This window comes from Collinsella aerofaciens, from assembly GCF_002736145.1.
Taxonomy (GTDB): Bacteria; Actinomycetota; Coriobacteriia; order Coriobacteriales; family Coriobacteriaceae; genus Collinsella; species Collinsella aerofaciens_A.
In genome coordinates this window covers 449,874-464,944 of sequence record NZ_CP024160.1, presented here as the reverse complement: position 1 = coordinate 464,944, position 15,071 = coordinate 449,874, and the positions used below count along the sequence as shown (strand labels likewise).

Sequence of the window (15,071 nt, the reverse complement as noted above, 5' to 3'; positions counted from 1 at the left end):
CATGAGCACAAACGCGATTGTAACGTTGCAGTTCAACTGCACCACCTGCCCATCCGAGTGCCTTCTGACCGTAGAGGTGGAGCGCGACGCCAATGGCGCCGTGGTGGAAGTGTGCTCCGTAACCGGCAACAACTGCCCGCGCGGTGATAAGTTCGCACATCAGGAGCTCACCTGCCCCATGCGCGTGCTCACCACCACCGTGGCCGTATCCGGCGGCGATGAGGCTCTGCTGCCCGTGCGCACCGCCGATTCCATCCCGCTGGCACTCCACGCCCAAGCCATGAACCTCATCCGTGGCCTAGTCGTCAACGCCCCCATCCGCATGGGCGACATCGTGCTGGAGAACCTCCTAGACACCAACATCAACCTAATCGCCAGCATGGACATCGACCCAGCCTAAGCAGCCAATTTGGGGCGGGGCTCTTTTAGCTACCCCGCCATCCACCTCGCCCCTCCTCAATTGCGGTGAAATAGTTCCTGATTTCCGCCAAAACCCCGGCATCCAGGAACTATTGCACCGTAACTATCCTTGGAATCGGTATTTAGCCTGTGCCTACTTTAGTGCCATTTCAAAACTATACCGGATTACGGGGCTGATTCGGAGACCCCCATCCATACCGGCAATTTTCGATTTTTGACAAGCCGTCTACCTGCGGTTTTAATTTCGCGATTTTTCCCATGGTCAAGTAATACAGGTCCAGCCCCGTAATCCGCCACACTTTTGAAACCAGCCAATTTGGGACGGGCCCCTTATGACTACTTTTACCCGAAAGTTCGCCAGGCTGGCCATGCGAAGGAGTGTCCCGAAGTACCGGCATAAAAGGAACGTCCCTATCTGCCGGGCATGGGATACCATGGTGGCACCCTAGCGAAAGGATGTTTCATGGCACATGTCGATGACCAGCGCGTGGCGCGCGTGCTCGATGCGCTCGAGGCTCAGCACCCCGGCGCGCAGCTGCTCGTAAACGACCCGTGGTCGATTTATTACCTGACCGGCTTTTATGCCGATATGTTCGAGCGTTTTTGCGGCGTGCTGCTCGCACGCGGTAGCGAGCCCGTGATCCTGGTCAACGCCCTGCATCAGCTGCCCGAGTACGACAATGCCCGCGTGGCCTACCACACCGATACCGACGTCGTGGCCGACGCCATCGCTCGCGAGGTCGATCCGACCAAACCACTCGGCATCGACACCGTTATGCGCTCCGGCTTTTTGATGCCCCTTATGGATCGTCACGCCGCAAGCGAGTTCTTCCTGGGCGACTTTGCCGTCACCGTCGCACGCGCCCACAAGGACGAAGCCGAGCAGGAGCTAATGCGCGCGTCCTCGGCCGCTAACGACGCCGTGATGTCCGACGCCATCAAGCTCGTCCACGAGGGCGTAACGGAGCGCGAAATTGCCGACCAGATGCTCGGTCTGTATCGCAAGCACGGCTGCGAGGGCTTTAGCTTTCCGCCCATCGTAAGCTTTGGCGCCAACGCCGGCGACCCGCATCACGAGCCCGACGACACCGTGCTCAAGCGTGGCGACGTGGTGCTGTTCGACATTGGTGGACGTCGCCGCAACTACTGCTCGGACATGACACGCACGTTCTTTTGGGGCGAGCCGGACGAGGAGACGGCACGCATCTACGACATCGTGCGCCGCGCCAACGAGGCCGCAGAGGCGCTCATCGCACCGGGCGCGCGCATGTGCGACCTGGACCGTGCCGCGCGCGACGTGATTGAGGAAGCGGGCTATGGGCAGTACTTTACGCACCGCCTGGGACACTCGATCGGCCTGCAGGACCACGAGCCGGGCGACGTCTCGCTCGTCAACGAGCAGGTCGTAGACCCGGGCATGACGTTCTCCATCGAGCCGGGTATCTACCTCCCCGGCCGCACCGGCGTCCGCATCGAAGACCTGGCCCTGGTGACCGAGTCCGACGTCGAGATTCTCAACGCCTACCCCCACGACCCAGTCCACCTAGACTAGGCAATGCGGCAAAGGGACAGCTCCTTTGCCGCATCCCACCAATACCGCGCCACAAAAACGGCCTATCTACTACGTTTAACCCGCATGGGTCGACCATGCGGGTCTTTTTTAAAAAATGGCAAGCCCTTTACCTGCGGTTTTGATTTCGCAATTCTCGGTATGGTCGAGGGTTACCGGTCAAACGTAGTAAATAGGCCCATTTCGTGGCGAGCAGTCCGCTCAAGACAAAGCCCGACCCAAATTAGCTGCCCTACAGTCAAACGAAAGGCCTCCCGATTCCCCGTCGAGAACCGGGAGGCCTTCTTGTGACCTAATGAACTACGCCCTCGACGCTACTCCGTACGATGACGCAGCTTTTCAATCGCTGCGGCAATCAGCGCCAGCAGGCCGGTTCCGCCAAGCGCCGCGACGGTCACGGCAGTGTTGTCGCCCGTCTCGGCCAGGCTTCCCTTAGCGGCCTTCTTGCCATTCTTCTTGCCCGAAGGATCCTTGGCATCGGGCTTGGCACCGTTATCCTTGCCGCCTGTCGGCTCCTGTACAACAACAGGCTCAACAACCTCGACAGTCACCGAAGCCGTGAGCTGCTGAGGCGCCGGCGTCTCCGCAGCGCCATCCTCGGCAAGCGTCGCAATCGCTGCGGCGTCACCATCAACGGGCATCGTCGCGGTAATGACGACGGTTCCGTTCTTGAGGGCCTTGACCTTACCGTTCTCGACCGTAGCGATCGTCGGGTCGGACGAGGTCCACGTCACGGTACCACGCAGCAGCGCGCCATCGGCCGCATTGCTCGCCGCGGCAGCAAGGTCAATCTCCTTGCCGCGCTCAACCTTAAGCACGGTCTCGGCAGTCGTAGCCTTGCCGTTTTGGTCAACGATAACAAGCCCGCTGGCTGCCGGGCGCGGCTTAACGCGTACCCTGCAGCTGACCGTCAGTTCCGTACCGCGGACCTTACCGTCCACGGTCACATCATCGGCACCCCAATCCAGCGCGGGAACATTCTCCCAATCGACGTTGTAGTCTTCCTGGCTGCCGTCCTTCATCATCACGGAGACCTTCTTGGGCAGCGCCTTCAGCACATCGGCAGCAGAGCTTGCCTCAAACACCTCAACGGGAGCGAACGTCGCAGGCCTCACGGGAATCTCACTTGCCGGCGTCTCGACGACCAGTTTGCAGGTCGCTTTGAGCGTCGTGCCCTCAACGGAGCCCTCGATCGTGTACTCGCCAACGGCGGCAAGCTGCTTGTCCAGGCCATCCGTATTCCACGTGACCGCGGCCTCGTCCGTGTGACCATCGGAATAGGTCACGGTAACCTTCTTGGGCAGCTGCCCCGTCACGGTATCGGCCTTGGCATCGCGCTCAACCGTGATCTGCGGCACCTCGGCAACCTTGTTGATCGTCGTCATGGAGGTAACAATAACCTCGACCGGCAGGTTACCGTTCACCGTCACGCCCTTGGCGACGACGCTGTTGCCGTACGCGTCGGCCGCGGCAGGAACCTCAGTCCATGTGATCTCAGACTCTGCCGTCGTCTTGCCGTCCTTCATGAGCACTGTCGCCTTGACGCCCTTGAGTGCCTCGCGCACTGCATCGGCCGACGAGCCCTCGGGAACGTTAACTCCCGCGAGAGGCTCAACAGAGGCCGGAATCTCGGCATTGCTCTTCACGACCGTGACCGTGCACTTGGCCTTAACCGAAGTGCCCTCTACTTTGCCCTCAAGTGCAACATCGCCCAGCTTGCCCAAGGCATCTGCCGTAAGCGGAGTCTTATCCCACGTAACGGCGGCAGTCTTCGTCGAGCCGTCGGACATGTTGAGGGTCACCTGGGCAGGCAGCACGATGTCAGCAGCAGCCGTGTTGCGGGCAACCGAAAGCTTGACGCCAGCGATGCTCTCGACGACCGGCACCAGGTTGACCGTAGCCTTGACCTCAAAGCTGCCAACCGCGGTTTTACCCGTAATGACAACGCTCGCGCCGTCATTCTTAATGGTGAGAGCCTCCTTAGGAGCAATCCAGTCGATCTTCGAATCGACCTCGGAGCCGTCCTTCATGGCAACCTTCACGGTCTTGGACAGTGCGGCCACAACGGCATCGGGCTTCGCCCCGTCGTCGAGCGTCACAGCGTCAACCGTGCCGGCCAGGTGATCAGGAATCTCGCGCAATGGCTTGACGACCTTGATGGTGCACTCCGCCTTCTGATCCGTGCCGGCAACAGTGCCCTTAACCGTAACTTTACCTTCCTTGGCAAAGTCCTTGTCGGAGAGGCCCTTGGTATCCCACGTTACGTCGGCTTCGGAATCGGTACCGTCAGAGTAAATCGCCGTGACCGTGGTGGGCAGCTTGGCCTTAGCCTCATCCGCCTTGGTATCGCGCTCGACCTCAATCTCGTCAACGGTATCAAAGCTCACGATATGCGCCGTCACCTTGACCTGAACCTTTACGGTCATGCCGTTGTCCGTCAGACCCGTGACCTCAAACTCGGTGCCGGCACGGCCCAGGCTGTCGACCTGAGACCACTTAACGGGCGTCTCGTTCTTGGTCTTGCCGTCCTTCATGACCACCGTCACCTTGGACGGCAGCTTATCCATAAGGTCGCTGACCTTGGCATTGTCAGCAATCTCAATAGCATCGATCGGCTCGACGTAGTCGGGCGTCTGGGCATCCTGATCCACCACGGTCACGTTGCAGGTCACCTTGGCGCCGTTGAGCTTAACCGTGCCCGTGATCTCCACGGTGCCGGTTCCGTTGAGCAGCTTATCCGTGACGTTGGAAAGATTCCACACGTCAATGTCGAGCAGATCGGTCGAACCGTCGGAGTAAGTCGCCACGACCTGCTTAGGCATCTGGGCATACAGGTCCTGTTTGGACGTGCCCTTGGCAACGCTAAACGACTTGGCCTCGAGCTTGGTGATGGTTCGCGGCGCCTCGGAGACGTTGACGTACACGATGGCGTTAACGTTGTCGACATCCTTAAGCTTACCGACGAGTTTGTATGTGCCCTTCTTGGCGAGCGGCTTGGAAAGATCGAGGCCGTCGGTGTCAGTCCACTTTTCGATTTCGATGCCGCCTAAACCGCCCCGAGTATCCCGCGCTGAGCCATCCGAGAAATATACGGACACGGCATCTGGCAGCTCCAGCATCGAACCGACCGTAGTGTTGACCACGACGGCCTCGGGCTGCAGCGCAACCTTCTTTGCCTTCTTGTCGGCAACCGTCACCTTGGCGGTCACGTTGCCGTTCTCATCCACGCCGACCTTTTGTCCGTCGTCGTCCAGCAGCGCCATAACGGCAGCGGCATCAAAGCCAATCACATGACCCGTCGCATAGAATGTGCCGGGCTGCTCGTACTTCTCGGGCGCGATTGGATCCCAATCAATAGCCGCCGTCGAAACGGAGCCGTCGCTCATCTCGACCGCCATCTTGGACGGCATAGCAGGCGCAGTGCCGGCCTTGGTAGTCACCGCGGTCTCGCCGTTGTCGATTGCCTTCTCAACGCCTTGGATAACGATCTTGGTCTGAACAGTGAGGCCGGTGTTGGTGCCGTCGACGTATCCAGTAAGGCCGCTTGCAAACAGCGCGCCAGACACTGTCGTGACCTGACCCGGCTCTCCGGTATAAACCGAGGGGCGAATGTCATCCCACTGTACCTGGGCATTGTGAGTTTTACCGTCGCTCGCGGCAACCGTGACGTTCCATGGCAGCTCAGGAAAAACGCCGCTGACCGTGTTAATTCGTTCAGGAACGGCAATAGAGGTGACAGAACAAACGTCGACAGTGATCGTTGCCTCGGCACCACCTTGGAGCTTGCCCTTCACCTTAAACGAACCGTCCTTGGCATACGCGTCTTCGGCGACACGATCCCATGTGACCTTTTCGCGCTGGGGCTCAGAGGATACATTGTTATCGTATCGAACCTCAAGGTATTCCGGCAGCATCGGCTTGGTGCCGGGGACGGTCCATATGGTTCCGCCCTGAACCGAGGTCGCCTTACTCGCGATCTTAACGGTGGCAGTAATCGGAACGTCGACCGCCTGCATGCCGTATCCCGTGCTATAGCTCATTGTTGCAGTGCCGCGGACCACGCCGCCCTGGGTCCAATCGAAGCCCTTCGTGTTCCACTTGGCCTCGGCGTATTTGTTCGAATAGTCCGGATGTTCTGCCGCATCGGGACTGACGAGATCGACATAGCTGGGAAGCATGGCGGTACCGTCGCTGCCTTTAAGCACCGTAATGGCCTGAGGCTGAGCCTCCCAGTTTTTAGTCACGATGACGTGCACCTTCACGGGAATATTCGTTCCCGCGACCGTTCCGGTAACCGTGCAGTCTTTCTGGGGACACCTATCGTAGGCGTCCCAGTTAACGTGCAAGTCGTTAAAGGTCGTTCCGTTCTGCAGCGCGCCAGAAACGGTGAAATAGTCCAGATTGACTTCCTCACCGGGGTAGATAACACGCCAGTCCTCGTACGACTGTCCAAGCGTCACGCCGCTATCGTTATAGTTATTGACGCCCTTGACCTCGTCGCACACTGCGACGGCGCTAATCTTTGCCAGCGAGCCGGCAATGGTGCCGGTAATTTCGTACTCGCCCGGCTTGCCGTCCAACAGCTCTTGGGGAAATTCATCCCAATTATAAGAATTCCCCGAAGAGTACCTGGGATAGAAGGAGCTGCCGTCCGATAAATACAACGTGGTCGCATAACCCGGAGCCAAGAGACCTGCGCCGGGAACATAAGGAATCTTGCCAATGTAGCTGTCTTCAAGATCGCACACATTGACCGTCGCCGTAGCCGGAATGTTAGAGCCGGTAAAGTATCCGCTAACCGTAATCTGGCCAAGGTTCTTTAGGGCGTCCTGACTAATAGTCGACCACTGAACGGGGAAATTGCCTCGCGAGCCATTCCACATCGTGGCCTCGATTGAACCCGGCATATTGGGCTGGCAACCGATAAGCGTGCTTGTCGATGTCGAGGAAGGCATCTGCAGGGCGCGGACGGAGATGGTCGCCGTGACTCGATTGCTGTCACCCAGCTCCACCTGAGTAGACGATGAAGATGAGGTATTGGTCCAATACGACAGCGAACCGGAAAGCTTAAACGACCCCTCACTTGCCACCTGCGTGTCCAAAATAGGGTCCCACGCAATGTTGCACTGCTTCTTTGTACCGTCGGCGAATGCAACCTCAACGCTGTAGGGAAGACCGCCGCCCGTTGTAGGACGTACGCCGACGGGCGTATTAACGGGAGCAAGAGCGTCGATAGAGGCAACTTCTTTGACCTCGACCTGAGCAGTTACCTTTAGGCCATTAGCGGCTGAAGATTCGTTATATGTCACAAGCGTGCCCGTGACCGTATAGGTGCCTGCCTTTTGGAATTGAGACACGTCGGCGTTGTCCCAGGTAACCTGATAACCTTGGGTGTATGTAGTGTTATTTGACTGCGTAACCGGGAAATAGACATACGTGCTAAGAGGAGAAATGTCGCCGACCACACGCTCGAACCTCAAAGAATTAAGATCGAGTACGTCCTTAGGATCTTTGACGGTAACGGTGCAGGTAACCTCACGGTAATCAAAACCGTTTAGTTTACCTTTAACCGTAAACGAGCCCACCTTAGAGTAAAGCGACGCGTCGAAAGAATCCCAAGACACCGGAATCTGCTCGGTGGCTCCGTTATCGAAGGTTACCGCTGCAGAATACGGCAGAGACGGGGCCTCGCCGGTTAGGGTCGTACACGTCAACTCGGTCTGGACACTCTTAACCGCGCGGACTGTGACCGTGCAGTGCGCAAGCATGGAAGGATAGTTCTTCAAATGTCCCTCGACAACAAAGGTTCCTTCTTTTTGGTACTGGTCTGCCGAGATTTCATTCCACTCAACCGGGCACGTATAAGATTGTCCATTTGAATAATCGACCGACATGCTAGACGGAACCGCGGGAGCAATACCTGCCGCGGTCCATATCCATGAGCCATTGCTGGTTGAGCGAGGAACGTATACCTTAAGCACGCCGCTCACTTCGTACGGCTCCGCGAGCGTGATCCAATTGCTATTCACGCTTACGCCGGTAATCTGTCCGGTGATGGGGACTTCGGATTCTTCTGTCGCTGTATCAAATGCCGTCTGCGACTTTTCGTCCCAATTAACATACGCCGAGGTCTCGGTGCCATCCGACAGCTTTACCTTAACGCTCGAAGATTGGATCTGGCCGTAGTAATCGGCACCGACATATTTTTCCAGAATCGGGTTGGCGTCGATCGACTCGACCGTAATGCCACTTTCGTTGCTCGTCTCTGTGACATCAGGGGCGTTTACTGCCGCCGGATCTACCACTGCCGGGTCCGCCGTAGCAGCTTCGACAACCACGCGCTGCTTGACCGTCTGCGTGATGTCGTCGACGGTACCCTCAAACTCATACGAGCCGGCAGGCAGCTGCGCCAAGGTTGCCGGAGCATCGGCGCCGTTCAGCTTCCAGATGACGTTTTCCTGCTTGGTGGTACCGCTCTCGTAGGTTGCCGTTACAGTTTGGGGCAGCGTGGCGTCGGATCCCTCGGCAACATGTAGCTCGTTCAGGCTGGCAAAAGAGGCGATCTTGTCTTCACTCTGGTCTTGCGAGGTTGCCTGACCGGTGTCCGCAGACGTGGCAGCCGCACCCGTCGCATCGCTTTGCTCGGCAACGACTTGGGTAGTATCACCCTGCATCATTTCGGCGAACGCCTGCGGCGGCACCGAGCCGACCGTCATCGTCAGAGCCAAACCCGCGGTAATGGCCGCGTTGACATGCCTTCTGTTCATGTTTCCTCCCGACACGCTCAACGGACCAAACAGCACTGGTCCGATTGGCAAGTTAAGTTGAGCGTATCCTTCTCAGATGGAGGTTTGCAATATGCTACAGGTTAAGCGGCATAAAAGATTACGTAAACGGGCACCCAAGGGCAGCTAATTTGGGATGGGGCTATTTTGGCTATCCACTTGTAGGCTAATCAAAGCCCCGTCCCAAATTGACTGCTTTTGAGTTGCGGTGATATACGGACTGTTTGAGGCTTCTGACTTGTAAAACAGTCCGTATTTCACCGCAACTGATGAGGGGATGGGTTAGCGCAGCAGGCCGGCTACTTCGCCGGCTAAGGTAATGGTGCCGGCGGCTACGAAAGGCTCGCCGGCGGCATCGAGGGCCGCGAGGGCCTCGGACACGCTGGGGTACACGCCCGCCAGCTTGTCAGCGTCCACCAAGGCGGCGAGCTCCTCTGCCGGCAGGGCGCGATCGGAATCGGTCTGGGTCACGACTACGCGCGGAAAGGCAGGGATCAATACGTCGACGATACCCGCCACGTCCTTATCGGCCAGCGCGGCACACAGCAGCGTGGGGCGATTCTCTACGCACGGATCAATCTCGTTCAGCGCGCTCACAAAGTTCTCGCAGCTCTGAGGGTTATGGCAGGCGTCGATCAGCTTGAGCGGATCAGTTCCCAGCACATCAAAGCGACCCGGCGTAGGGCAGCCCATAAGCGACGCATCGAGCTTGTCATGATCGAGCTCGCGGCCCAGATACCCCTCGCACAGCATAATCGCGCACGCAGCATTCTGCGGCTGATACGCAGGCTTAACCATACTCGACGTATAGATCGCACGCGGCGTAGTGCAGCTGAACTCCACCGTGTCGCCCACATGTGCCGGCACCTTGGTCGTGGCATGGTTCACCACCAGCGGCACGATGCCGCACTCGCGACAACGCGCATCCATCACGCGCTGAACGCTCGCCTCGTGCGTGCCCTCGCCCAGTACAACCAGGCGTCCGGGCTTAATGACCGCAGCCTTCTCCCCCGCAATGGCCTCGAGCGTGTCGCCCAGAATGCGCGTGTGGTCAAGCCCGATGCCCGTAATGGCCACGGCGACAGGATCGGTGGCGCTCGTGGCGTCCCAACGCCCGCCCATGCCAACCTCGAGCACGGCAACATCAACCGCGGCCTCGGCAAACACCACAAGCGCAGCGGCCGTCAGCAGGTCAAACGGTGTGATGGTATAGGCACGCTCCCCCGCTGCCACACGACGGGCATTCACTCGATGCCCCGCCTCAACAGCGGCGGAAACGCCACGGGCAAAGGCCTCGTCACTCACAACGCGCCCGTCAACCTCCATGCGCTCGGGATAGCGCACCAGCTGCGGCGACGTATACAGCGCGGTCTTGAGCCCCTCACCACGAAGAATGGCAGCCGAAAAACGCGTAGTCGAAGTCTTGCCATTGGTACCGGCAACCTGAATGCAATCAAAATATTCGTCCGGACGCCCCAACTCATCGAGCATATCGACAACCGTCTCAAGCAAAGGACCAGCATCCCCAGAAATCCGCCCCGTATCAGCAGCAAGCCCCACAGCCTCACCAAACGAAAGCAACTCAAACGAGAACGGCACAGAATACGACCCAGAACGCTTAGGCATAAACCAAAGTCCCCTCAACATAAAAAGAGGCCCGTACGCAACAACGAGCCCCTCCCATTCAAAATATCAGCCTTTACCCGCTTGCAGCGAGATCAAGGCCACAACCCAGTGGCCCTAACACGCCAGATGCAAACAACCACGTAAACGAACTAGGAGCGGCCCGATGCTTTGCTCGCCGCAAGTTCCGCACGCAAAGGACAGCACTAAATGTGCTGTCCGTCTTGCGCAGGACTGTCCGCAGCGGAGAGCAAAGCGTCGGGACGCGCCCCCGAGTAAACCTTAAGAGAAGTCAGCAACCTGAGCAGTCAGCGCCGCCAGAATCTCCTTGAGCTCAGCTGCACGGTCCCTCTTCTTCTGCACCACCGCGGGCGCGGCCTTGGCCACAAAGCCCTCGTTGGCCAGCGTCTTCTCGCAGCCGGCAAGCTCCTTCTGAGCCGCGGAAATCTCCTTCTCCAGGCGTGCCTTCTCGGCCGAAAGGTCAACCTTGCCTTCGAGCACCACAAAGACCTCGACGCCGCTATCGACCACGGCAATGCTCGCAGCCGGCTTCTCAACGTCGGTACCCATAACCAGCGAAGCGGTGTTGGCCAGCGGCTCGATGGTCGAGCGCAGACTCTCGAGCTTCTCGATATCCTCAGCACCGGCGCGCACGACCACGTCGAGCTCGGCCTTGGGGCTCAAGCGATAGCGCGAACGCGTGGCGCGGGCGGCGGACACGACGGTACGGCACAGTTCAAACGCGCGCTCGGCATCCTCGTCGACGTACTTGGCGTAGTCGGCGGGCTCGGGCCACTTAGCGATCATGAGCGCCTCGGCGCGGTTCACGTTGCCCTCGGCGTCCAGATCGAGCACGCTCACCGGCATGTTGTCCCAAATCTCCTCGGTGACAAACGGCATGAGCGGGTGCATCAGGCGAATGGAGGTGTCGAGCACAAAGATCAGGTTGCGCTGGGCCTGCAGACGGCCCTCGCCCTTCAGGCGGGCCTTGGTGACCTCGACGTACCAGTCGCAGACCTCGTTCCAGAAGAACTGCTGCACGCCGCGGGCCATGTCGCCAAAGGTGTAGTTCTCAATACCCTCGGTGACCATCTTCACGGCCTTGGCCAGGCGGCTGAACATCCAGGCGTCGGCAGGCGTCTCCACGACGGGCTCGCCGGGCGTGTAGCCCTCCATGTTCATGAGCAGGAAGCGGCTGGCGTTCCAGATCTTGGTCACAAACGACTTGGCCTGGTCGGTACGCGGGCTGTCGATGAGCTTCTTGGTCTTCTTGTCGATGTTCGCGTCGAACTTGACGTCCTGGTTGTTGGTGCACAGCGTGAGCAGGTTGTAGCGCATGGCGTCGGCACCGTACATGCCAATGAGGTCCATGGGGTCAACGCCGTTGCCCTTGGACTTGGACATACGGCTGCCGTCCTTGGCCAGGATCGTCGGGTAGATGACGACGTCCTTAAACGGTACCTCGTCCAAGAAGTACAGCGAGCTCATGACCATGCGAGCGACCCACAGCGCGATGATGTCGCGCGCGGTGACGAGCGCCGTCGTGGGGTGATGGCCCTCGAGCAGTTCCGGCTTTTGCGGCCAGCCCTGCGTGGCGAAGGTCCACAGCTGCGAGCTGAACCAGGTGTCCAGCACGTTCTCGTCCTGGTGCACGTGATGACCGCCGCACTTGGGGCACACGTCGGTGTCCTCGGTCAGGGCGTCCTCCCAACCGCAGTCCTCGCAGTAGAACACGGGGATGCGATGGCCCCACCACAGCTGGCGGCTGATGCACCAGTCCTTGAGGTTTTCCATCCAGGTGGTGTAGGTCTGCGTCCAGCGCGCGGGGTGGAAAGTGACCTTGCCGGAGTTGACGGCGTCGAGTGCCGGCCCCTTGAGCTTGTCGACGGCCACGAACCACTGCTCGGACAGCCACGGCTCCAGTGCGGAGTCGCAACGGTAGCAGTGCATGACGGAGTGGTCGAGGTCCTCGACGTGATCGAGCAGGTCGTGCTCCTCGAACCACTTGATGACGGCCTCGCGGCACTCATCGCGGTTCATGCCAGTGAACTCGCCGTAGCCCTCGACGACCACCGCGTGCTCATCGAAAATGTTGATCTGCGGCAGGTCGTGGGCCTGACCCATGGCGTAGTCGTTGGGGTCGTGAGCAGGGGTGACCTTGACGAAGCCGGAGCCAAAGTTGGCGTCGACGTGCCAATCCTCAAAGATGGGGATCTCGCGGTTGACGATCGGCAGCATGACGGTCTTACCCACGAAGGCTGCCTTCTCGGGGTCCTTCGGAGAGACGGCGACGCCCGTGTCGCCGAGCATGGTCTCGGGGCGCGTGGTGGCGACGACGATGTAGTCCTGGCCGTTAACCGGCTCGGTCAGCGGGTAGCGCAGGTGCCACAGGTGGCCCTTCTCGTCCTTATACTCGGCCTCGTCGTCCGAGATGGCGGTGGTGCAGTTGGGGCACCAGTTGACGATGCGCTTGCCGCGGTAGATCAGGCCGTCGTGGTACCAGTCGCAAAAGACCTTGCGCACGGCCTGGGCGTAGTCCTCGTCCATGGTAAAGCGCTCGTTATCAAAGTCGACGGAGCAGCCCATGCGCTTGATCTGCTCGACGATGATGCCGCCGTACTCATGGGTCCAATCCCAGCAAGCGTCGACAAACTTGTCGCGACCGATCTCCAGGCGGCTGATACCCTCACTCTTGAGCTTCTTGTCGACCTTGGTCTGCGTGGCGATACCGGCGTGGTCGGTGCCGAGCACCCAGCGCGTGGACTTGCCACGCATGCGGGCCATACGGACGATGGCGTCTTGGATGGAGTCGTCGGTGGCGTGACCCATGTGGAGCTTGCCGGTCACGTTGGGAGGCGGAATGGTGACGGTGCAGTCGCCCACGCCCTCGCGGCGCTTGTAGTAGCCGCCGTCAAGCCACTTCTGCAGGATCGCCGGCTCATTGGTCGACGGATCGTAGTTCTTGGGCATTTCTTCCATATATCTCTCCCTTGCCCATCGGGGAGGAATGTAGGCCCGATTTTCGCTCGGTCAGGTCCTGGGCTCGCTCGAAGACCACATTAAGTGGTCTTCGGCTCGTGCGGAATCTACGAAAATCGGGCCTACATTCCTCCCCTTAGGTATCGATTACTTCAGTCTGAATTGACTTTACCGAGGCTTAAACAAACACACAGAATAGCACAGGTAGTTGGGGTTATTGCGTATATATAAAATAGCCTCCGACCGCGGGTGGTCGGAGGCTATTTGCAAACACGTTTTAGGCTGGTTTACCCGTAGATGCGCTGGGGTTGTTCTTCGCCCTTTACAGAGGCTTCGGTCACGATGACCTTGGTGACGCCTTCCTCGCTGGGAAGGTCGAACATCGTCTGTTGCAGCACGTCCTCGCAGATGGAGCGCAGGCCGCGGGCGCCGGTCTTGCGAGCGAGCGCCATGCGGGCAATCTCGTGCAGGGCGGCGTCCTCAAACTCAAGCTCAACGTCCTCGAGCTGGAACATCTTGCGGTACTGACGCACCACGGCGTTCTTGGGCTCGGTCAGGATCGACACCAGGTCGTCCTCGTCAAGCGCCTGCGTCTGGGTGACGACGGGCGTACGGCCCACGAACTCGGGGATCATGCCAAAGGCGTTGAGGTCCTGCGGGAGCACCTGACGCAGCAGGTCGTTCTCGTCGACCGAGGTGGGGCCGGCGATCTCGGAGTTAAAGCCCACGCCCTTGTTGCCCACGCGGTCGGCGATGATCTTGTCCAGACCCACAAAGGCACCGCCGCAGATGAACAGGATGTTGGTCGTGTCGATCTGCAGCAGCTCCTGCTGAGGATGCTTGCGGCCGCCGGTGGGCGGAACGCTGGCCACCGTGCCCTCAAGAATCTTAAGCAGCGCCTGCTGAACGCCCTCGCCCGAGACATCACGGGTGATGGAGAGGTTCTCTGCCTTGCGGGCGATCTTGTCGATCTCGTCCACGTAGATAATGCCCACCTGCGCGCGCTCAATGTCGCCATCGGCAGCATTGATGAGCTTGAGCAGGATGTTCTCCACGTCCTCGCCCACGTAGCCGGCCTCGGTAAGCGCGGTGGCATCGGCGATGGCAAACGGCACCTCGAGGATGCGGGCGAGCGTCTGGGCCAACAGAGTCTTACCGGTACCGGTGGGACCGAGCAGCAGGATGTTGGACTTGGCGAGCTCTACCTCGTCCATATCGTCATCGAACTGCGAGCCCATGTCGTCATCAAAGGCAGACACCGCGGCGCCGCCCTCGATCACGCGGCGATAGTGGTTGTACACGGCCACAGACATGGCGCGCTTGGCGTCCTCCTGGCCCATAACATAGGCCGAAAGCTCGTCATAGATCTCATGCGGCGTCGGCACGTGCGTGATGACCTGGCGGTCGTCCTCGAGCTCAAAGCCCTCGGCCTCAGGGTCCACGGCGGGCTGGGATGCAGCCTGGCCGTGGTCGTTGAGGAAGCCCGGCAGCTTGCCGTTGCGGGCAGCGTCCATAAAGTCCGAAGCCAGCGACTCCTCAAGGATCTCGGAACAGGCGGCGACACACTCGTCGCAGATAAAGATGTTGGTCGGGCCCTTTACGAGGCGACGGACCTGGCCCTGCTCTTTTCCGCAGAAGGAGCAGCGGATGGGGTTGCCGTTCTCGTCAAAGTTGTCCTGCATGTTTCCTGCCAT

The 15,071-nt window shown here is 59.5% G+C and carries 6 protein-coding genes; 2 read left to right on the top strand and 4 right to left on the bottom strand.

Annotation, left to right across the window (positions count from 1 at the left end; all coding sequences use genetic code 11):
- Position 1: 1 nt before the first annotated feature.
- Both CSV91_RS02010 and CSV91_RS02005 read left to right on the top strand, forming a co-directional pair.
- Positions 2–400 carry a DUF1667 domain-containing protein gene (locus CSV91_RS02010; RefSeq protein ID WP_099431595.1) on the top strand — a complete coding sequence of 133 codons (399 nt, stop codon included), beginning with the start codon at positions 2–4 and terminating at the stop codon, positions 398–400.
- A 483-nt stretch (positions 401–883) separates the two neighbouring features.
- On the top strand, positions 884–1,972 hold the full coding sequence (locus CSV91_RS02005) for a M24 family metallopeptidase (protein ID WP_099431594.1): 1,089 nt from the start codon (positions 884–886) through the stop codon (positions 1,970–1,972).
- A gap of 332 nt (positions 1,973–2,304) precedes the next feature.
- Here CSV91_RS02005 and CSV91_RS02000 read toward each other — a convergent pair whose 3' ends face one another.
- The 4 genes from CSV91_RS02000 to clpX all read right to left on the bottom strand — a co-directional run bounded on the left by CSV91_RS02000 (position 2,305) and on the right by clpX (position 15,071).
- Positions 2,305–8,757 carry an Ig-like domain-containing protein gene (locus CSV91_RS02000; RefSeq protein WP_099431593.1) on the bottom strand — a complete coding sequence of 2,151 codons (6,453 nt, stop codon included), beginning with the start codon at positions 8,755–8,757 and terminating at the stop codon, positions 2,305–2,307.
- A 300-nt stretch (positions 8,758–9,057) separates the two neighbouring features.
- Positions 9,058–10,401, bottom strand: a complete 1,344-nt coding sequence (locus CSV91_RS01995) for a bifunctional folylpolyglutamate synthase/dihydrofolate synthase (RefSeq protein WP_099431592.1) — start codon at positions 10,399–10,401, stop codon at positions 9,058–9,060.
- Between the two features lie 279 nt (positions 10,402–10,680).
- Positions 10,681–13,377, bottom strand: coding sequence for a valine--tRNA ligase (locus CSV91_RS01990; RefSeq protein WP_099431591.1), 2,697 nt, complete (start codon positions 13,375–13,377; stop codon positions 10,681–10,683).
- Between the two features lie 287 nt (positions 13,378–13,664).
- On the bottom strand, positions 13,665–15,071 hold the full coding sequence (gene clpX / locus CSV91_RS01985; RefSeq protein ID WP_099431590.1) for an ATP-dependent Clp protease ATP-binding subunit ClpX: 1,407 nt from the start codon (positions 15,069–15,071) through the stop codon (positions 13,665–13,667).